The sequence below is a fragment of the Thermasporomyces composti genome (assembly GCF_003386795.1).
Classification (GTDB): domain Bacteria; phylum Actinomycetota; class Actinomycetes; order Propionibacteriales; family Actinopolymorphaceae; genus Thermasporomyces; species Thermasporomyces composti.
The window spans coordinates 572733-592214 of record NZ_QTUC01000001.1 but is presented as its reverse complement, the minus strand read 5'-3'; the positions used below and the strand labels follow the sequence as shown (position 1 = coordinate 592214).

At 69.9% G+C, this 19482-nt stretch carries 15 protein-coding genes; 7 read left to right on the top strand and 8 right to left on the bottom strand.

Annotated features, from left to right (window positions below):
* Positions 1-142: 142 nt before the first annotated feature.
* The 3 genes from DFJ64_RS02550 to dapB are packed head-to-tail and all read left to right on the top strand — an operon-like array spanning position 143 to position 4473.
* The gene (locus DFJ64_RS02550; RefSeq protein ID WP_211310468.1) at positions 143-2350 is read left to right on the top strand and encodes a polyribonucleotide nucleotidyltransferase; all 2208 of its coding nucleotides are present in this window, start codon (positions 143-145) and stop codon (positions 2348-2350) included.
* Positions 2347-3696 carry a M16 family metallopeptidase gene (locus DFJ64_RS02545; protein WP_115848978.1) on the top strand — a complete coding sequence of 450 codons (1350 nt, stop codon included), beginning with the start codon at positions 2347-2349 and terminating at the stop codon, positions 3694-3696. Before DFJ64_RS02550 ends, DFJ64_RS02545 begins: the two co-directional genes overlap by 4 nt.
* 27 nt (positions 3697-3723) lie before the next feature.
* Positions 3724-4473 (top strand): 4-hydroxy-tetrahydrodipicolinate reductase, encoded by a 750-nt coding sequence (gene dapB, locus DFJ64_RS02540; RefSeq protein WP_115848977.1) that lies wholly within the window; start codon positions 3724-3726, stop codon positions 4471-4473.
* A gap of 62 nt (positions 4474-4535) precedes the next feature.
* Here dapB and DFJ64_RS02535 read toward each other — a convergent pair whose 3' ends face one another.
* The 7 genes from DFJ64_RS02535 to DFJ64_RS02505 all read right to left on the bottom strand — a co-directional run bounded on the left by DFJ64_RS02535 (position 4536) and on the right by DFJ64_RS02505 (position 12489).
* Positions 4536-5438, bottom strand: a complete 903-nt coding sequence (locus tag DFJ64_RS02535; protein WP_115848976.1) for a phytanoyl-CoA dioxygenase family protein — start codon at positions 5436-5438, stop codon at positions 4536-4538.
* 163 nt (positions 5439-5601) lie between these two features.
* Positions 5602-5907 (bottom strand): AzlD domain-containing protein, encoded by a 306-nt coding sequence (locus DFJ64_RS02530; RefSeq protein ID WP_115848975.1) that lies wholly within the window; start codon positions 5905-5907, stop codon positions 5602-5604.
* The gene (locus DFJ64_RS02525) at positions 5904-6617 is read right to left on the bottom strand and encodes an AzlC family ABC transporter permease (protein WP_170152471.1); all 714 of its coding nucleotides are present in this window, start codon (positions 6615-6617) and stop codon (positions 5904-5906) included. The genes DFJ64_RS02530 and DFJ64_RS02525 overlap by 4 nt, the downstream gene beginning before the upstream one ends.
* Before the next feature lie 30 nt (positions 6618-6647).
* On the bottom strand, positions 6648-7241 hold the full coding sequence (locus tag DFJ64_RS02520; RefSeq protein WP_115848973.1) for a GNAT family N-acetyltransferase: 594 nt from the start codon (positions 7239-7241) through the stop codon (positions 6648-6650).
* Positions 7238-7858 (bottom strand): CGNR zinc finger domain-containing protein, encoded by a 621-nt coding sequence (locus DFJ64_RS02515; RefSeq protein ID WP_115851768.1) that lies wholly within the window; start codon positions 7856-7858, stop codon positions 7238-7240. The genes DFJ64_RS02520 and DFJ64_RS02515 overlap by 4 nt, the downstream gene beginning before the upstream one ends.
* Before the next feature lie 263 nt (positions 7859-8121).
* Positions 8122-11211: a discoidin domain-containing protein gene (locus DFJ64_RS02510; RefSeq protein ID WP_115848972.1), complete on the bottom strand. Its 3090-nt coding sequence runs from the start codon at positions 11209-11211 to the stop codon at positions 8122-8124.
* A gap of 279 nt (positions 11212-11490) precedes the next feature.
* Positions 11491-12489, bottom strand: a complete 999-nt coding sequence (locus DFJ64_RS02505; protein ID WP_170152470.1) for an aldose 1-epimerase — start codon at positions 12487-12489, stop codon at positions 11491-11493.
* A gap of 331 nt (positions 12490-12820) precedes the next feature.
* On the opposite strand from DFJ64_RS02505, the gene thyX reads away from it, so the two are divergent.
* Positions 12821-13627 (top strand): FAD-dependent thymidylate synthase, encoded by an 807-nt coding sequence (thyX, locus tag DFJ64_RS02500; protein WP_115848970.1) that lies wholly within the window; start codon positions 12821-12823, stop codon positions 13625-13627.
* A gap of 39 nt (positions 13628-13666) precedes the next feature.
* On the opposite strand, the gene DFJ64_RS02495 is transcribed toward thyX, so the two are convergent.
* Positions 13667-15100: an aminoacyl--tRNA ligase-related protein gene (locus DFJ64_RS02495; protein WP_115848969.1), complete on the bottom strand. Its 1434-nt coding sequence runs from the start codon at positions 15098-15100 to the stop codon at positions 13667-13669.
* Between the two features lie 399 nt (positions 15101-15499).
* Between DFJ64_RS02495 and dapA the strand changes: the two genes are divergently transcribed.
* From dapA to DFJ64_RS02480, 3 genes are all read left to right on the top strand, one after another.
* Positions 15500-16417 carry a 4-hydroxy-tetrahydrodipicolinate synthase gene (gene dapA / locus DFJ64_RS02490; protein WP_115848968.1) on the top strand — a complete coding sequence of 306 codons (918 nt, stop codon included), beginning with the start codon at positions 15500-15502 and terminating at the stop codon, positions 16415-16417.
* Positions 16414-18105, top strand: coding sequence for a ribonuclease J (locus DFJ64_RS02485; protein WP_115848967.1), 1692 nt, complete (start codon positions 16414-16416; stop codon positions 18103-18105). The genes dapA and DFJ64_RS02485 overlap by 4 nt, the downstream gene beginning before the upstream one ends.
* A 916-nt stretch (positions 18106-19021) precedes the next feature.
* The gene (locus tag DFJ64_RS02480) at positions 19022-19396 is read left to right on the top strand and encodes a hypothetical protein (RefSeq protein WP_147304567.1); all 375 of its coding nucleotides are present in this window, start codon (positions 19022-19024) and stop codon (positions 19394-19396) included.
* Positions 19397-19482 lie beyond the last annotated feature (86 nt).

Sequence of the window (19482 nt, the reverse complement as noted above, 5' to 3'; positions counted from 1 at the left end):
CACTGGCAGAGAGCTCGCCGGTCCTCGGTAGTGGCCCTCGGGCTGTCCGCTGACGGCTGCGTCCCGAGCGCCTCGATCGAAGACCGGCTTCGCTTCCTACCCTGGGTTCGCCGACGCTCCCCGACCATGAGGAGGGCGCCCAGTGGAGGGTCCCGGTATTCACAGCGTCGAGGCGGTCATCGACAACGGCCGCTTCGGCCCTCGCAAGATTCGTTTCGAGACCGGGCGGCTCGCCCAGCAGGCGGCAGGCTCGGCCGTCGCCTACCTCGACGACGAGACGATGGTCTTGTCGGCGACGTCGGCGAGCAAGCAGCCCAGAGATCAGTTCGACTTCTTCCCGCTGACGGTCGACGTCGAGGAGCGCAGCTACGCGGCCGGCAAGATCCCCGGCTCGGTGTTCCGTCGCGAGGGCCGGCCCAGCGAGGACGCGATCTTGACCTGCCGACTGATCGACCGGCCGCTGCGGCCGTCGTTCGTCAAGGGTCTGCGCAACGAGGTGCAGATCATCGTCACGGTGCTGGCGCTGCACCCGGACGCCATCTACGACGTCCTCGCGATCAACGCCGCGTCAGCCTCCACCCAGCTCGCCGGCCTCCCGTTCTCCGGCCCGGTCGGCGCGGTCCGGGTGGCCTTGATCGACAACGAGTGGGTGGCGTTCCCGCGGCGCAGTGAGCTCGAGAACGCCGTGTTCGACATGGTGGTGGCCGGGCGGCTGCTCGAGGACGGCGACGTCGCGATCATGATGGTCGAGGCGGAGTCCACCGAGGCGACCTGGAACCTCGTCCAGTCCGGCCGTCAAGCGCCGACTGAGGAGGTCGTGGCCGAGGGCCTGGAGGCCGCGAAGGCGCCGATCCGCGTCATGTGCCAGACCCAGGCCAAGCTCGCCGAGAAGGCCGCCAAGCCGGTCGCGGAGTTCCCGCTCTTCAACGACTACGAGGACGACGTCTACGAGGCGGTGTCTCAGGCGGTGCAGTCCGAGCTCGCTGAGGCGCTGACGATCTCGAAGAAGGCCGAGCGGGAGGACCGCCTCGACGAGGTCAAGGCGCTGGCCCTGGAGCGTCTCGGCGCCGACTTCGAGGGCCGCGAGAAGGAGATCGCTGCGGCGCTGCGTGCGCTGACCAAGAAGCTGGTCCGCGACCGGGTGCTGCGGGAAGGCGTCCGCATCGACGGTCGTGGCCCGACCGACATCCGTCCGCTGGCGGCGGAGGTCAATGTGGTGCCCCGGGTCCACGGCTCGGCGCTGTTCGAGCGCGGTGAGACCCAGATCCTCGGTGTCACGACGCTCAACATGCTGTCGATGGAGCGTCGCATCGGCCTGACCTTGGCCGAGGACACCACCAAGCGCTACATGCACAACTACAACATGCCGCCGTACTCGACCGGTGAGGTCGGACGCGTCGGCTCACCGAAGCGGCGCGAGATCGGTCACGGCGCGCTCGCCGAGCGGGCGCTGGTGCCCGTCCTCCCGTCCCGTGAGGAGTTCCCGTACGCCATCCGCCAGGTTTCGGAGGCGATCGGCTCCAACGGCTCGACCTCGATGGGTTCGGTTTGCGCCTCGACACTGTCCCTGCTCAGCGCTGGGGTACCGCTGAAGGCGCCAGTTGCCGGTATCGCGATGGGGCTCATCAGCGACGAGGTCGACGGCGAGACCAGGTACGTCACGCTGACCGACATCCTCGGTGCTGAGGACGCGTTCGGCGACATGGACTTCAAGGTCGCCGGCACTCGGGACTTCATCACGGCGCTGCAGCTGGACACCAAGCTCGACGGCATCCCGGCGTCGGTGCTGGCGTCGGCGCTGCGGCAGGCGCGGGACGCTCGGCTGACGATCCTCGGCGTGATGGAGAAGGCGATCTCCGCGCCGGCGGAGATGTCGCCGTACGCGCCGCGCATCCTCACGATGAAGATCCCGGTGGACAAGATCGGCGAGGTGATCGGGCCGAAGGGCAAGGTCATCAACCAGATCCAGGACGACACCGGTGCCGAGATCACCATCGAGGACGACGGCACGATCTTCATCGGCGCTGTCGACGGCGAGTCGGTGGAGGCGGCGCGCGCCATGATCGCGGGCATCGCGACCCCGGCGATGCCGGAGGTCGGCGAACGCTACCTCGGCACGGTGGTCAAGACCACGAACTTCGGCGCGTTCATCTCCTTGGTGCCGGGCCGGGACGGGCTGCTGCACATCTCCAAGTTGCGCGCGCTGTCGGGTGGTAAGCGGGTCGAGAACGTCGAGGACGTCCTCAAGGTTGGTGACAAGCTGCAGGTGGAGATCGGCGAGATCGACGAACGTGGCAAGCTGTCCCTCGTGCCCGTCCTCGACGATTCCAACAAGCCCCGCAAGAAGTGAGCCCGCGTTCCCTTCGGCTTCGCACGAGTCAACCACCCGGCACGACCAGGACCCTGCTCACGGAGGAGGACGGCGGCATCGTCCGCCGGACGGTCTTGCCGGGTGGACTCCGTGTCGTCACCGAGGCGATGCCGCAGGTGCGCTCGGTGACCTTCGGTGTCTGGGTGGGCGTGGGGTCGCGGGACGAGACACCTTCGCTCGCAGGCGCCAGCCACTACCTGGAGCACCTGCTGTTCAAGGGCACCAAGCGGCGCGACGCCCTGGAGATCTCCTCGGCGATCGACGCGGTGGGCGGCGAGATGAACGCCTTCACCACCAAGGAGTACACCTGCTACTACGCCAGGGTGCTCGACACGGACCTCCCCTTGGCCGTGGACGTCGTCTGCGACATGGTGACCTCCTCCGTCCTCGCCTCCGCGGACGTGGAGAGCGAGCGGGGCGTCATCCTCGAGGAGATCGCCATGCACGAGGACGACCCGTCCGATGCCGTGCACGACGTCTTCGCGCGGCAGCTGTGGGGTGACTCGCCCCTGGGCCGGCCGATTCTCGGCACGGTGGAGTCCATTCAGGCGCTCACGCGCCGCCAGGTGGTCACGTACTACCGGCGCCGGTACCGACCTCCGGTCACGGTGGTGTCCGCGGCTGGCAACGTCGACCACCGGAAAGTGGTTCGGCTGGTCCGCGAGGCGTTCGGCGCTTCGCTGGACGGCGAGGCCTCCCCGGCGCCGCCACGCGTCGGTGGCGCGGGGCCGTCCGTACGGCATGGCGAGGTGGGTCTGGTCTCCCGGTCGACCGAGCAGGTGAACCTCGTGCTCGGTGTCCCCGGGTTGATTCGCACGGACGAACGGCGGTTCGTGCTGGGCGTGCTCAACGCCGCGCTCGGCGGCGGCATGTCGAGCCGGCTGTTCCAGGAGATTCGCGAGAAGCGGGGCCTGGCGTACTCGGTCTATTCCTTCGTCTCCCACTACGCGGACGCCGGCATGTTCGGCGTCTACGCCGGCTGCCTGCCGAGCAAGGCCGACGAGGTGCTCAAGCTGTGCCGGGAGGAGTTGGCCAAGGTCGCCGAGCACGGCATCACCGAGGAGGAGCTCGCGCGAGGGAAAGGTCAGATGCGCGGCTCGCTGGTGCTGGGGTTGGAGGACACCGGCTCTCGCATGTCGCGCCTGGCCAAGGCCGAACTCGTCTACGGTGAGCTGTTGAGCGTCGACGAGATCCTGCGCCGGATCGACGCGGTGACCCTGGACGATGTCCGCGCGGTCGCGCGAGAGCTGCTCACCGCGACCCCGTCGCTGGCGGTGGTCGGACCGTTCGACGACCCGGAGCGGTTCGCGTCGGCTGTGCGCTGAGTCGTGTCGGACGAGAGAGGGACGTCGATGACGATCAAGGTGGGTGTGCTCGGCGCGCGCGGGCGGATGGGCTCGGAGGTCTGTCGAGCGGTGAGTGCCGCCGACGACATGGAGCTCGTGGCTCAGGTGGACGTGGGCGACCCGAGGGACCAACTCGTCGCGGGAGGTGCCCAGGTCGTCGTCGACTTCACCCATCCCGACGCGGTGATGGACAACCTCCGCTTCTGCGTGGACAACCGTCTGCACGCCGTGGTCGGCACGACCGGCTTCACGACTGAGCGGCTGGAAACGGTGCGCGGATGGCTCGACGGCGCGCCAGGGGTCGGCGTTGTGATCGCACCGAACTTCTCCGTGGGCGCGGTGCTGATGATGCGCTTCGCCGAGCTCGCCGCCCCGCACTTCGAGTCGGTCGAGATCGTCGAGCTTCACCACCCGGGCAAGGCGGACGCGCCGTCCGGAACGGCAGCGCGGACCGCCGACCTGGTCGCGGACGCGCGGAAGGCGGCGGGTCTCGGTGAGCCGCCCGACGCCACCACCCAGGAGGTCGAGGGCGCGCGAGGCGCGCGGGTGAGCGACATCCGCGTGCACAGCGTGCGACTCGCCGGGCTCGTGGCGCACCAGGAGGTGCTGTTCGGCGGCCACGGCGAGACGCTCACCATCCGGCACGACTCGCTGTCCCGGACGTCGTTCATGCCGGGTGTCCTACTGGCCGTTCGGTCGGTCGTCGACCGGCCGGGTCTGACGGTGGGCCTCGAGCACCTCCTGGGCTTGCGCTGAGGGTTCTCGACAGCGAGGCCCCGGCCGCGGCACGTCGTCGGCTCCGTCACCGAGGCACGTCGTCACCGGGCCGCGTCGCCGAGGCCGGCGGCGAGCCGGCGTCGCTCCTCGGCCAACATCCGCTCCTGCCGCCGGACCCGTTCAGGAGTGATCCGCTCCCGTGGGGCGGTGGGTGTGAAGGTGTAGCTGTCCACGCCCAGGCCACGCAGCACCGCCCGCTCCACGAGCGACAGCTCGTCGGGGTCGCGGTCGAAGCGCATCGGCTCGGCGAGGTGGACCGGCGGGTTGGTGATGAGCCGCGGCAGCCGCAGCAGGTTCTGCGCCTTGGCGTGCAGGACGAACGGGTGGAGGAGGTAGACGTCACCCACCCGACCGGTCGCCTCGACGAAGTCGGAGCACTGGGCGATGAGCGCGGGGATGTCGAACTCGTCGGGCCGGACGCCGCCCGGCCGCTCGGCGAGGTAGCGAGCGACGGGTCCGACCGAGTCCGCCGCGATGAAGGTCGCGCCGCCTCGCGGGCGGACGTCGGACCAGAGCACGAGAGTGAGCAGACCTTGCTCGGGGGAGTCGAGGAAGTGGCGGAAGAAGTCGCCGTCCTTGTGCCAGCCACGGGCTTCCGGTGACGGCGGCTGCCAGGGGCGGTCGGCGCCTTCGAACAGGTTGACGATGAAGCCGTCACCCCACAGGTATGGCTGGGCGATGCGGTCCTCGCCACCGAGCAGGTCGCACACCGCCGCCCAGACCTTGGGTGCGAAGTCCTTGACCTCGACGGTCCGGTGGGTGGGCATGTGCACCGACGGCTCGGCCCAGGTGGACGGGTCGTGGGGGTCGTATCCCAGGCGAGTCCAGACCGAGTCGGTGAACTCAGCCGCCGCTTCTCGGCTGAAGCACTCTCGGATGACGACGTAGCCCCGCTGGAGGAAGTGCTCGGCTTGCTCGTCGGTGAGGATGCGGTACGCGGCCATGGCGCCTCCCCTTCTCGACCTCTGCTTCGACGCTAGGCCGCGCATGGGAGGTGTGCTGGCGGACGGCGTGGAGGGTCTCAGGCGCTGAGACAGCCGTCCGACCTTGGCCGAGCTCTCCGCGCTGGTCGAGGTCGTCGAGTCGACGGTGGAGAGACGAGCGCTCTCACAGGATCAGTCGGGTGAGCGCGGTCGCGACCGTGGCTGCCGCAACGACGACGATGAAGGGCGCGCGGAGCAGCACCGCCGCCAGCGCAACACCGAGTCCCACCGCGCGAGCGTCGAGGACCAGCCGCTGCCCGCTGCTGAAGGTCTGGACGACCACGAGAGCGGCCAGCAGCGCCACCGGCAGCAAGGCGGCGGTTCGCCGCACCGCGGGCCGCTCCAGGACTTGCTGTGGCACGGACAGCCCAGCGAGCTTGAGCAGGTAGCACCCGGCGGCGGCCAGGAGGACGGCGGTCCACAGCGTCATCGGTTCTCCTCCACCGTGGCGTTGGTCGCCCGCCACAGCCCCGCGACGACGGCGGCGGCGCCGGCGAGCAGGACAGGGACGCCGACCGGAACGAGCGGCACGAGAGCGATGGCGATGAGCGCGGCCGCGATCGCGACGGCCCCCGCACGCCGACTAGCCAGCTGCGGACGCAGGAGTGCGAGGAAGGCGGCTGGTGCGGCGGCGTCGAAGCCGTACACGCGGGGGTCGCCGAGCGCGCTTCCAGCGAGCGCGCCGATGAGGGTTCCAAGGTTCCACAGCGAGAACAGGATGATCGCGGTCGCCCAGAAGCCCAGACGGGCGAGCTCGGGTGTGCGACGGCCCACGGCCATCGCGGTGGTCTCGTCGATCACCACGTGCGCCGTGAGGAGCCGGCGGAGCCCGCGCGGATCGAGCAGGCTGGTCAGGCGCAGGCCGTAGAAGGCGTTGCGCGTGCCGAGCAGGAGCGCGGTGGCGACGGCGGAGACCAGGGCGCCGCCGCCCCCGACCACGCCGACGAAGGCGAACTGGGAGGCACCGGTGAAGGCCAGCAGCGACAGCGCGCAGGTCTGCGCCACCGACAGCCCGGCGGCTATGCCGATCGCGCCGTAGGAGACGCCGTACGCACCGGTGGCGACGCCGATGGCGGCCGCGTCACGGATGACGGCTCGTCGGGCGTCGGTGGGCACGGTCTGGGTGTCGAGGTCGGTCATGCGGGGCATTCTGACGGACGACACCGACAATTACGAGTCGGTGGTGTCGCCCTGGGGGTCGCCTTCGGGATCCGGCTCGGGCAGCGCGCAGTGCAGACGGACCTGCTTGACCCGAACCGCCCCATCGCCGTAGAGGTCCAGCTCCCGGAACGCGCCGTCGGGCGCCCAGCCGGCCTCGCTGAGGAACCGCCGCAGGACGTCGTCCGTGCTCACCAGCCACGTCACGGCACGGCGGAACCCATCGGCCACGAGGGTGTCCGCGCAGGCCTGCAACAGTCGGGAGCCGTGCCCGCGACCGGTGTAGTCCGGATCGACGTGGAGAGCGTTGATCGCGCCGTCGGCGATCGGGTCGGCGTCGGGATCGTCGGCCGGGCCGGTGGCCGCGTAGCCGACGAGCTGGTCGCCCTCGAAGGCCACGAGCAGCCGGTGGCGGGCGTCGGGCGGCCGGAGCAGGGAGAGCCGCCACTGCTGCGCGATCGCCTCCTCGTCCAGGGCGTCCAGCACCTCGCGAGGCAGGACCGAGGCATAGACCTGGCGCCACGCGCGAACTTGGACCCGTGCGACGGCGGGTGTGTCGGCCGGCCACGCGACACGCACGCGGACGTCGGCCGTCTGTTTGCTCATCGCCCCATCCTCGCAGCTTCGCCATCGGCAGCCGGCTGCCCGTCGGAGTTCCGCTGGCTCGCCCGTCGCCGCGCCCGGTAGGCGCGGGTCTTCTGGCGGTTGCCGCAGACCTCCATGGAGCACCAGAGCCGAGAGCGGTTCTTGGACGTGTCGTAGTACGCCCATGCGCAGTCGTCGGCGCCGCACAGCTTGAGCCGAATCCATGCGCCGGCGGTCTGGGCCTCGATGATGGCGACGAGGACTCGGGCTAGTCCTGCCCGGACGCCCGTGATGCTTGGAACGAGGCGGGGTCGCGTGCCGTCGAAGGTCGTCCTGAGGGGAAGCGCGCGGGCCGCCTCGTCGAGATCGGGGATCGCGGTCTCGACGTCGCCATCGTGGTGCTGGGCCATCGCCTGCCGGACCCCGTCGCGCAGGCGGCGCGCGAGCTGGACGTCGGCGGGGCCGGCCGTCGCTGGCTGGTCGAGGAGGCCGTACGTGCTCAGCCATGCGGTGAGCCCCGCCGGGTCTGCTAGTGCGTCCGACCCATCCTCGACGTCGAATGTGTTGGCGAACGCGCAGAGCAGTGTGCAGACGTCCGATTGTCTCGCTTGTGCCGTGTCCGCGATCCCGGCTGTCATGAACCCGCTCACCTCTACGCCGACACCACCGTCTACCGATAGTAGGTTGCGCTGTCGACGGAAGCCACCGTCGTGGTCAGCATGCCAGCTCCAGGACACGCCCAGCGCAGGGTGCCCAGCGTGCGGTGCCCGGCGTGGGGGCAGCGCCGGGTCCGACACGGAGGGCCCACGTGGGATCGCGGGGCCTCGTGCTGCGGAGACGTGACTGGTGCTCGCTCGAGGCCTGGCTCAGCCCCAGCCCCGGGCGTGGCTCGCGCTGGAGGTCACTCACCCGTCACTCGGAGTTCGGCGAGGCTGGCGTGGCTCGGCCGCCAGGAAGGCACCCGGATCGCGAGGTAGTGAGCCTCTGCACCTGGCGTCCAGCCTTGCCAGGTCACCCCGTCGACGGACGTCTCCACGGTGTAGGGCGGCACGGAGCCGGAGGTCCACACGGGCGTGACCGCTCGCACGCGGTGTCGTCCGGCCAGGTTGACCACGAGCGATCGGTCAGGTCCGCCCGGGCGCCACGCCGTGTCGGGGTCACCGTCGACGGCCAGGTCTGGGTCCGTCATCCCCGCTGGCAGCGGTGAGCCGGGGTAGGTGAGCCGGCCGCGTGCCAGGTCGGTGGTGGGCGTGCGCACACCCTTGGCGAACCCGACCGTGGTGACCTCGCCTGGCGCGACGCTGACGGTCCGACGCTCGCCCGTGGCGAGCGAGGTGAGCCGCACCACGGCCCGCTCGCTCCCCTCGTGGTGGATCACCACGGTGTGCGAGTCGGCGACCTCCACCGTGAGGCCGGACACTCGCCGGGAGCTGGTCAGTGTGAAGCGGGGCGGCTCGACGGCCGCGGAGGCGGCGGGGAGCGAGACGGTGTACGTGAGACCGTCGGGCGTGAGGCGTTGGACGCCCCGGTAGAGCGTCCGCGTGGCACCCTCCTGCGGCACTGTCAAGGCAGCCTTGTCGATTGGGTCGTCGGAGAGGTTGAACAGCGAGAGGTACTCGCCGTTGAGAGCCGCCCGCAGTGTGCTCGGCCCGCCAGACGGTTGTGGCTGCCGGGCGAGCCTCGCCGTCTCGTCCGGCGTTTGCGCGGGGTAGCCACGCACCACCATGCCGGCCGCCCCCGCAGCCGGCCCGTGCGAGAGCGCAACGGCCTCAGGGGCCACACCGATCGGATTCGTCGATCCCTTGATCACGAAGCCGGCGCGGCCGTCCACGTTGAGCCAGTCGCCGTCGAGCGTGGTCCAGCGGGGAACGGTCGCGAGCGTGGTCCAGGTCTCGCCGTCGACCGAGCCTTCGATGCGGTAGTTGAGTGGCCAGGCGTCCTCTTGCCAGCGGATCCGGACCCGGGCGACCTCGACCTCGGCGCCCAGGTCGACCGCCCACCAGGCCCGCATCGTCGGCCGCTCGTCCGCTGAGTTGGCCCACCGGGTGGTGGGGTCGCCGTCCACCGCCTTGTCCGGCGTGCTGGCCTCTCCGTAGAACGACGACGCTGTGGCCGGCTTCGCCAAGGCGAGGTTGACATCGCTGTCCGGCCCGTACGCCTCGAACTCGTACATCGAGTAGCCCCACTGCGACTGGGCTTGCACGCCCACCATCCGCAGGTGGCGCACCGTCGTGGCGGGGAACGTCAGCGTCTGTGTGCCGCCGTTGCCGAGGTCGTCGCGCGGCAACGTGACCTGGCCCGACGCCGTCGTGAACGTCCGGTCGCCGTCGAGTCCCGGGATGCCGGGGATGGAGAGGTTGAAGAGCCGGAGGTAGCCCTCGTCCTCACCCGTGCCCGTGGTGGCGTAGACGACCGAGCCGTCCGGGAGCGTGGTGAAGCCCGCGTACGACGTCCCTCGGCGCACCACGCTTGCGGTCGCGTCCACACCGTCGCGGGTCTTGGTGTAGGTCCGCACGGTGAACGAGTCCGGCGTGGCCACCGAGGGGAGGAACGACGGTGACTTGCTCGCCGGGTTGACGAACCAGTCGTCGTGGTTGGGAAGGTAGACGAACTTGGCGTAGCCGGGCTTGCTCACCGGGATCGCCAGGGCATGCTCGGTCTGGTGGGCGACGTGTCCCGGCACCTCGCCGAAGTCGCTGACCCCCGACGCCAACCGGAAGTACTCGCGCTCGCTCACCGGCCGCACGTCACCGGCCAGCCGGTGCCGCCAGTAATGCAACAGGTAGGCGTAGGCGAGCTCCGCCCGCGCCTCCGTCTCGTACTGAGTGCCTTGCCCGAACTTGACCAGGCGCCCGACGGGTGGTGCGGCCACGTAGGGGACCAAGTGCTCGGCCAGCATCCGCTCCGCTCGCGCGGCCATGCGGTCACCGGTCACCGTCGCCCGGTAGGTGAGGGGCAGCAGGCTGCGGCCGTAGAGGTGCTGACGGTCGGCGATCATGTGCTCGACGGGCACGCCCGCGCGGGTGCCGAGGCGGTTCAGCACGTCGGTGAGCTCGTCGTTGTTCGGGGGAGTGAGCTGACTGGGCGGGATCGGACGCCCCGTGAGCAGGTAACGAGGGATGTTGCGGCCGGGATAGGCGCTCGCCGACTGCTGGTACATCCCGTTCCACGTGTCGTGGTTCTCCGACGTGTAGGTGTCGAAGATGTTGTGCGCAGTGTTCCACTCCGAGACCGGCGTGCCGGAGATCGGCGTGGGGTTCACCTGGTCCGCGACCGGCAGGCCGGCCATGTTGAGCGTCCAGCGATCCAGCCACTCTCGCCACCTGGGCGCGTCCGGATCACCGGGGAGATAGGCGTCGGCCGCCGACAGCATCATCGTGCGGGCGCCCATCTCCTCCATCTTGGTGTCGCGCAGGTAGCCACCGGCGAGCCCGTTGGTGGTGCCGCCCTCGCGACTGGGGTCGGTGGGGTCGGCGCCGACGTCGGCGAGGTAGGTGGCCTCGCCACGGATCATCGTCAGGACGTTCTCCCGCGTCGTCGCGTCGAGCTCGTCCCACATCAGGTGCGCGGCATCCGCGAGGTAGGCCTCCATCGTGGCGTCCCAGTAGACGCGCGCTCCCCACGTGCCCTGCTCCGGATCCACGAAGCGGTTCCTGGCGACGGCCTTGGCGATGCTGCGGACGGTGTGGTCGCGCAAGGTCTCCTTGTCGACCCCGGCGATCGTCTCGTCGTAGGTGCCGAACTTGAGCAGGACGGCGTTGCCCAGGGTGCCGACGACGTCCCAGTTCTCGACGCCGTACGAGCCTTCGTCCTCGTTCCAGGTGCTCTCCTGGAAGCGGGTGTTCTCCAGCAGCAGGCGGTAGTAGAGGCGGGCCAGGTCGTCCTCCGAGCCCGGCGGGAGGTCGGAGGACGCCGCCACCGGTGGTGGAGAGACGACGACAACCAGCCCGAGGAGAATGGCCATCCACAGCGCTCGCAGCCGACGTACCACCTCGACGCCCCTTCCGCGCAGACGTGACCGACGGGCTCCCGTCCGTCCACTCCCACCAGGCCGGTCTCGAGCCGGCGGTGGCGGGGACGGCGTGGACGGCCTGCCCGTCGCTGGGCGCACCCTACTGGAGTTGTAGGACTTATTCGCCGACGATGATCACGGATGTCCTGGACCGGTCTGGAGGCACCGTTTGTCAGGTCATCAGGTCGCGCGCACGCAGCCTCGTGTGACGGACGTCTGGTGACGAGTGAGCCTTCGGCGAGGGCGTTCGGCCCGCGGTCAGACCCGGGTGACCGTCAGCGTGGTCGTCGCGGTTCGCTCCTCGCCTGGCTCGAACCGCAGCTGCGTCCCGGTCTTCTCGCGGATCGCGTGCAAGCCCTGACCGGGGTAGCTGGAGTGCGGCTCGATCCCGAGCACGTACACCGCCCGGTACCACGGGAAGGTCTCCGTGGCGTGCATCTCGTACCACAGCCAGGTGTACGGCATCACCGTGACGTCCCAGTCGAGCCGAGCCCGGAGCCGGCGACGCTGGTTGGTGAGCTCCACCCGACCTGCGGTGAGGCCGACCAGGTAGCCCAGTCGGTCGACTGGCCGGTCCGGACCCGGCACCACCCGAAGGTCGACGTCCACGCCGGAGCGGTCCCGAGCCTTCGGCCACGGGAACGTGGCTCCCGGCGGCAGATCCGACGCCGGACGGTCCCGTTCGTCGTCCACGACGAACGTCGGTGGGTTCGGCGTCGGCACCTCGAGGCGGCAGTCGCCATCGAGGAAGGGCTGACCGAAGGCGATGTGGTGTCCCCAGGCCACCTCGACCGGCGTCCCACCGACGTTGCGGACGGTCTCGGTGACCGTGAGGGCGGCGTCTCGCACCCGGATCCGGCGTTCGATCTCGAACGGGCTGCGCACAAGCCGGGTACGCAAGAGCACCTCGTCGTCGGCCGTGGGCTCCCAGTCGTACGGCGCGAGCCACGCCTCGCCGTGCATGCCCCACGTGACGCCGTGCTCCTCGACGGCGGGACCGGCGTTGGGGAAGACCGTCTGCCATCCGCCTGGGTACCAGTCCATGAGGGTGGCCTCGCTGTCACCCGGGATGAACGGCGCGCCCCGGTGCCGCAGGCCCCACGGCGATTGCCACATCAGCTCCACGTCGTCGGGTCGCCACCGGACCGAGGTGATGTCACCGCCCTTGCCGGGCACGACGTCGACAGAGAGGTCGGGCGTGCACAGGCGGACGACCTCCCAGCCCCGGTGAACGACGACGTCGCGGCGCACGGTCATGCCGACCTCCTCGTCGAGTCGCGTCCCACGGCGCAGGGCCTCACGAGACGGGCCCCTTGGCGAGCCGTCCCTCACGAGGCCGACCTTGGGTCGCTCAGGATAGGAGGCGACCATCGCCGACCGGGCGGATCGGACGGTGGGCGTCCGGATGCGGACCGTGGCCAGCCCGCGGCCGTCCGCTGGCGGCCCGGATCACCTCCCATCCCGGCGCCGGCGTCGTCGGAAAGGCTGTCCGACCTCGGGTCTAGGCTGGCGCGAGAGGCGGGGTCGACGACCGTCCGTCGGCTGGCCCTCGACAGCACGAGCGCGTACGCGACGAGAAGGGTGACAGATGGGTGAGGAGAGGGCACCTGCGTCTGGTTCGGCGACCAATGATGGGGACCTCGCAGGTCGCCAGGCCGGCGGTGGCCAGGGCAGCGACGAGCCCCAGGTCGAGTTCCGCAGCGACGTGACGGTCGAGCTCGTCCGCGCCTCGGCGCGGGACGCCGACGTGCTGTTCGCGGCGCGCGTCTCGACCAAAGGCGAGCAGTCCCTCGAAGACGTCGACGCCGATCCAGAGCGGTCGAAGGGCCTGATCAACTTCCTCATGCGCGACCGGCACGGGTCACCCTTCGAGCACAACTCGATGACCTTCTACGTGCAGGCGCCGATCTTCGTCTTCCGTGAGCTCATGCGCCACCGGATCGCCTCCTACAACGAGGAGTCCGGACGTTACCGCGAGCTTCGACCCGTCTTCTACGTCCCCGGCCGTGACCGGAAGCTGGTCCAGGAGGGCAAGCCCGGCAAGTACCAGTTCGTGGACGGCACGCCGGACCAGCACAAGCTGGTCGAAGAGGAGACCCGGCGGTTGTGCACGGAGGCGTACGCCGCCTACCGCCGCATGCTCGACGCCGGGATCGCGCGCGAGGTGGCGCGCATCGTGCTGCCGCTCACCATCTACTCGTCGGCGTACGTGACGGTCAACGCTCGCTCGCTGATGAACATCCTGTCGCTGCGCACGCGCCGGGACGATGCACGGTTCCCGTCGTACCCGCAGCGCGAGATCGAGATGGTGGCCGAGAAGATGGAGGCCGCGTGGGCGCGGCTGATGCCACTCACCCACGCGGCCTTCGAGCGCAACGGTCGTGTCGCACCCTGATCACTCCGGCGACGGGTGACGCGCCGCCGAGGCCGGAGGTCACACGTCGAGGGTGACGTCGGAACGGCGGGTGGCCACGACCGCGCGGACGGCGGCGACGAAGCGGTCGGCGGGGAGGACGCCCGCGTTCCGGCCACCGCGGAGGCGGGGAGCGACCGCGCCGGACGCCACCTCGGTCGGACCCACGACCGCGACGTACGGCACCTTCGCCACGTGCGCGTCCCGGATGCGGGCGGCCAGGCTCTCCTCCCGGTCGTCGACGTCGACGCGGAGGCCGGCGGCCTCCGCCATCCGCGCCACCGCGCACGCCCACTCGAGCTCGTCCGCGCTGACGGGCAGCACGAGCACCTGGAGCGGAGCCAACCACGGCGGGAGCGCGCCGGCGTAGCGCTCCAGCAGGAACGCCACCATGCGCTCCATGGACGCCAGCACGCTGCGGTGCACCATGACCGGCCGGCTCCGGCTGCCGTCCGGCGCGACGAACTCGAGCTCGAACCGCTGCGGCTGGTACAGGTCGACCTGGACGGTGGACAGGGTGAACTCCCGCCCCTGGACGTCGTACACCTGGACGTCGATCTTGGGCCCGTAGAAGGCCGCCTCGCCGGGTGCCTCCTGGAAGGGGAGACCATGCCGGTCCAGGGTCTGCCGCAGGATCCCCTCCGCCGCCTGCCACATGGCGTCCCCAGGGGCGAAGGACATCCCATCCTCGTCCGGGCCGCGCAGCGACAGCCGCAGATACGCGGCCTCGATCCCGAGGACGTCGTACGCCTCGTCGATCAGGGCGAGGACCCGCGCCACCTCGTCGACCGCCTGCTCCGGCGCGCAGAAGATGTGCCCGTCGTTGAGGTTGATGCAACGGACCCGGCTGAGCCCGGTGACCACCCCGGAGCGCTCCATGCGGAACATCTGGCCGCACTCGCCCACGCGGAGCGGCAGGTCGCGGTGGCTGCGCAGGCGAGATCGGTAGACGAGGGCGTGGTGCGGGCAGAGCACGGGCCGCAGGACCAGATCCTCCCGGGCTCCGTCGCGCCCGTGATCCTTCCCTGACAGTGAGGTGTCGTCGCCGGCGCCACGGTCGTTCTCCCCGGTCCTGTCGTCCGCGCCGCTTCCTGGACTCAGCCCACGACCGCCGCCGACGGGGATCGGAGGGAACATGTCGGCCGCGAAGTGGGCCCAGTGGCCCGATCGCTCGTACAGCTCCCGCCGCCCCACCGGTGGGGTCCGGACGTGGCGGTACCCGGATCGCCGCTCGAGCTCGATGACGAACCGCTCGAGCTCGGCGATGACGGTGGCGCCGTCCGGCAGCCAGAGCGGAAAACCCGCGCCGATCAGCTCGTCTCCGGTGAAGATCCCGAGCTCTCGACCGAGCCGCCGATGATCGGGTGACCGCTGGTCGGACGGGCGACCGGACGACTGTCGGCGACCGAGACGGGTGAGGTCGCCGACCGCGGGGGACGGGGATCGAAGACTCATGGGGTGCTCCTTCGTCGTCGGGTTCTGTCGAGCAGGAGCGACCCCAGCGGCCCCGGGATCGCTCCCGGGGCCGTCCGCGCGGCCGTCAGAACGTGGTCACGTGACAGCCGCCGCACCGCCGGAAGCGGCGTGCGGCGTCGTCGTGACGGCGAGACCCGGCTGAGCGCCGAGTCGGGCACGCGCGGATGCCATGGGCGGGATCCTACTCGCGTGCCGCGGTCGTGGCGACACGCTCGACCTGGGCGAGCACTCGCGGGCGTCGCTCAGAGCGATGAATCTGCGGTCCACCGGTCGCTTCGCTGACAACCTTTCGGCCGATTCCGCCCTGGCCCGAATGGCACGTCTCGGCTTGCCCGGCCGCCGTGTTCGGAGCCGCCCGGAACGGTAGCGTGAGATGTCATGGCCTCCAGCTCAACCTCGGTCAGCGGTACGTCAGCGCCGTTCGGGCGCAACGTGGTCGCGATGGTCACGCCGTTCACTCCGGCTGGTGACCTTGATCTGGCCGCGGCGCAGCGGCTCGCCACCTACCTCGTCGACGCCGGCTGCGACGGCCTCGTGGTGAGTGGGACGACCGGCGAGTCGCCCACGACGAGCGACGCGGAGAAGGAGAAGCTCCTCCGCGCGGTCCTCGAGGCCGTCGGCGACCGGGCGACCGTGCTCGCCGGCACGGGGACCAACGACACCCGGCACGCCATCGAGCTGTCGCGCCAGGCGGAGAAGGCCGGCGCGCACGGCCTGCTCGTGGTGACGCCGTACTACAACAAGCCACCCCAAGCCGGGCTCCTCGCCCACTTCCGGGCGGTCGCCGACGCCGTGGGCGTGCCGATCATGCTCTACGACATCCCGGGGCGTACCGGCGTTCCCATCGCGACCGAGACACTGATCCGGCTCGCCGAGCACGAGCGGATCGTCGCGGTCAAGGACGCCAAGAACGACATCGCGGCCGCCACGGAGGTGCTCGTGCGCACCGATCTGGCGTACTACAGCGGGGCGGACGAGTGGAACCTCGCGCTGCTCGCGGTGGGCGCCGTCGGCATCGTGAGCGTGGTCGGACACGTCGCGGCGCGGGAGTACGCGGCGATGATCGACGCGGTGGACAAGGGGGATCTGCCGACCGCTCGCGCGATCGAGCGCAAGCTGATCCCCGCCTACCAGGCCATCATGACGAGGACGCAGGGTGCGATCATGGCGAAGGCGGCGCTCGAGCTGCTTGGGGTGCTGCCGACGCGCGCGGTACGTCCACCGCTCGTTCCCGCGACGGAGGAGCAGGTGCGTCAGCTCAGGAAGGACCTGCAGGAGGTTGGCCTCATCTCATGAGTCATCCGCATCCCGAGCTCGGCCCACCACCGCCTCTCGCGCCCGGGGCGCTCCGCGTCATCCCGCTGGGTGGCCTCGGAGAGATCGGTCGGAACATGACCGTCTTCGAGCACGAGGGCCGACTGCTCATCGTGGACTGCGGTGTGCTCTTCCCTGAGGACCACCACCCGGGCGTGGACCTGATCCTGCCCGACTTCGAGCCGATCCGGGACCGGCTCGACGACGTGGAGGCGCTCGTCCTCACCCACGGTCACGAGGACCACATCGGCGCCGTCCCCTACCTGCTCCGGGAGCGGCCCGACATCCCTCTGGTCGGCTCGCAGCTCACCCTCGCCCTGGTCGACGCCAAGCTCCGGGAGCATCGGCTGCACGACGTCCCACGGCACGTCGTGCGGGATCGCCAGCGGGTGGCGTTCGGACCGTTCGACCTCGAGTTCGTCGCGGTCAACCACTCGATCCCCGACGCCCTGGCGGTGGCCATCCGCACGGCCGCTGGTCTGGTCCTCCACACCGGCGACTTCAAGATGGACCAGCTGCCGCTGGACGGCCGGCTGACCGACCTGCGCGCGTTCGCCCGGCTGGGGGAGGAGGGCGTGGACCTCTTCCTCGTCGACTCGACGAACGCGGAGATGCCGGGCTTCACCACGTCCGAGCGCGACATCACGCCGGTCATCGACGGGATCTTCACGCGCGCTGAGCGCCGCATCATCGTCGCCTGCTTCGCGTCCCACGTCCACCGGGTCCAGCAGGTGCTGGACGCCGCGGCCAAGCACGGGCGCAAGGTCGCGTACGTCGGCCGCTCCATGGTGCGCAACATGTCCGTGGCCACGGAGCTCGGCTTCCTGCGCGTGCCGCCGGGTCTGGTCGTCGACGTCAAGGAGCTCGACAACTACGAGCCCCACGAGATCGTGCTGATCTCCACCGGCTCGCAGGGTGAGCCGCTGTCGGCGCTGTCCCGGATCGCCGGACGCGACCACCCACAGATCCGGGTCGAGCCTGGCGACACGGTGGTGCTGGCGTCCTCGCTCATCCCGGGCAACGAGAACGCCGTCTTCCGGGTGATCAACGGCCTGACCCGCTGGGGCGCGAACGTCATCCACAAGGGCAACGCGCTCGTCCACGTCTCCGGCCACGCGTCGGCGGGCGAGCTGCTGTACGCCTACAACATCGTCAAGCCTCGCAACGTCCTGCCCGTCCACGGCGAGATCCGGCACATGCGGGCCAACGCCGATCTCGCGGCGGCCACCGGCGTGCCGCGCGAGCGGATCGTGCTGGCCGAGGACGGCGTGGTCGTGGACCTCGTCGACGGTGTGGCGCGCATCGCCGGCAAGGTCGACTGCGGGTACGTCTTCGTGGACGGCTCGACGGTTGGCGACATCACCGAGAGCTCGCTCAAGGATCGCCGCATCCTCGGCGAGGAGGGCTTCATCTCGGTCATCGTCGTCGTCGACTCGGTCACCGGGAAGGTCACCGGCGGACCGGAGATCAAGGCGCGTGGCTTCGCCGAGGACGACTCGGTCTTCGACCCCGTCCGCCCACTCATCCAGGAGGCGTTGGACCGCGCTGGTCGGGACGGGATCGACGACACCTACCAGCTCCAGCAGCTGATCCGCCGGACGGTCGGGAAGTGGGTCAGCGACTCCTACCGCCGGCGCCCCATGATCATCCCGGTCGTCGTGGAGATCTGAGGCCGTCGAGACCTGACCGGCGTCCGGCGCGGCGACTCTGGTCGTGGTGGCAGGCCTGTCGGCCGGGTCTCAACCTCGCGGGCGACACGAAGCCACGAGCCGCCAACCCGTGATCATCTTTGTTGCGGTCCGCCGACCGTGAGCGGCGGACGTCTTGCGGTCTTGGTGAGTCTCGTAGCCACCGCGCTCGCCTCCCTCGGGCTGTGATATCGGGCTCGCCGCGGTGGGAAGGAACTCCTGGCATGGGGGCCGGGATCCTGGCGGCGTTCTTCACGGTCGCGTCCGGCTGTCACGTGCAGCCATTCTTTGACGAACCGCCAGGGTCCCGCGATGCGGTACCACAACCCAAGCGTCAGGTGGCCAATTCCGAGCGCCAGACGAGGGAGGTCTTCCACCCGTGAGGACGCCGAAGCCTCCGCTCACCAGGCCAGCGGAGCCCGTCACAACGACAGAGGCCACCCAGTCCTGAAGTGCCCGAACGCGTGTGCGGGCGGGCTTCTTCGGCACCTCGAAGCATAGTTTCATTTTCGACGCACCATGATCGCGTTCTGCTACGATTCGCGATCATGAGTGGGCGTTCCTGGTATCGCAGTTGTAGTCTTCGTTATTGGCGTCCTTGTGGCGCGCCACAGTGAGAAGACGAAAGCCGCGTGGGTGTTCGGAGTGACCACCTTCACTGCGATTGCGAGCCTATTCCTCGCTATCGGTGAAGCTGTACGTGAGGAACGAGGAACGCCATCAGATGAGCACGTCACGACTCGCATGGGGTCTCGATCCCGGGCGGCAGATGAAAAAAAGTCCGTCGCCTACTACGACACCGGCGTCCTCGCCCAGCGCGTCAGTAGAGCTTGCCACTACAGCAGAACCCACCACATCCCCAGCAGCAGAGCCCGAGCTTTCGTCATCCGATTTTCGTTTGGAGCACAAAGACGTGCCATTGGCTATCCGTCCTCCGGGCGGATGTGACCACCTCGCGGTGGATTTCGACGGCGACCCGTTTATGAATGGAACGCCGATCACTCAACGCGTCGCCGACATGAGCGACCTGTCGCCCAGTGAGCGCGAAGCCATCGACATGTACTACGAGACCTGTGGCATCTACGCGACTCTCAGCGTCAGGCCGGGTGCCTCGGTCGGCCTGGTGCGCAAGACCGAGGACGGAGCGGAGGTCACGCCGGAGCAGTGCGCTGCCGCGGCGTCGGCCGCCTCCATCGGGGGCGAGCTGCACATCAATAAGGGCGCTCACGCAGAAGGGCTGGCTTCGAGGTCGGCGCGTCCCTGTGCGCCGTAACCCCGGAAGGTCGGGTAGCGAAGGCGACTATCACCAACATCACCTACGACAATCTCGGGAACGCGCTCGTAGAGTTCGACCTCACT

Coding starts and splice junctions, on each gene's coding strand:
- dapA (WP_115848968.1), top strand. CDS start 15,500: ATGGCCTCCAGCTCAACCTCGGTCAGCGGTACGTCAGCGCCGTTCGGG.
- DFJ64_RS02505 (WP_170152470.1), bottom strand. CDS start 12,489: ATGACCGTGCGCCGCGACGTCGTCGTTCACCGGGGCTGGGAGGTCGTC.
- DFJ64_RS02525 (WP_170152471.1), bottom strand. CDS start 6,617: ATGACCGACCTCGACACCCAGACCGTGCCCACCGACGCCCGACGAGCC.
- thyX (WP_115848970.1), top strand. CDS start 12,821: ATGGGTGAGGAGAGGGCACCTGCGTCTGGTTCGGCGACCAATGATGGG.
- DFJ64_RS02520 (WP_115848973.1), bottom strand. CDS start 7,241: ATGAGCAAACAGACGGCCGACGTCCGCGTGCGTGTCGCGTGGCCGGCC.
- DFJ64_RS02485 (WP_115848967.1), top strand. CDS start 16,414: ATGAGTCATCCGCATCCCGAGCTCGGCCCACCACCGCCTCTCGCGCCC.
- DFJ64_RS02530 (WP_115848975.1), bottom strand. CDS start 5,907: ATGACGCTGTGGACCGCCGTCCTCCTGGCCGCCGCCGGGTGCTACCTG.
- DFJ64_RS02535 (WP_115848976.1), bottom strand. CDS start 5,438: ATGGCCGCGTACCGCATCCTCACCGACGAGCAAGCCGAGCACTTCCTC.
- DFJ64_RS02515 (WP_115851768.1), bottom strand. CDS start 7,858: ATGACAGCCGGGATCGCGGACACGGCACAAGCGAGACAATCGGACGTC.
- DFJ64_RS02495 (WP_115848969.1), bottom strand. CDS start 15,100: ATGAGTCTTCGATCCCCGTCCCCCGCGGTCGGCGACCTCACCCGTCTC.
- dapB (WP_115848977.1), top strand. CDS start 3,724: ATGACGATCAAGGTGGGTGTGCTCGGCGCGCGCGGGCGGATGGGCTCG.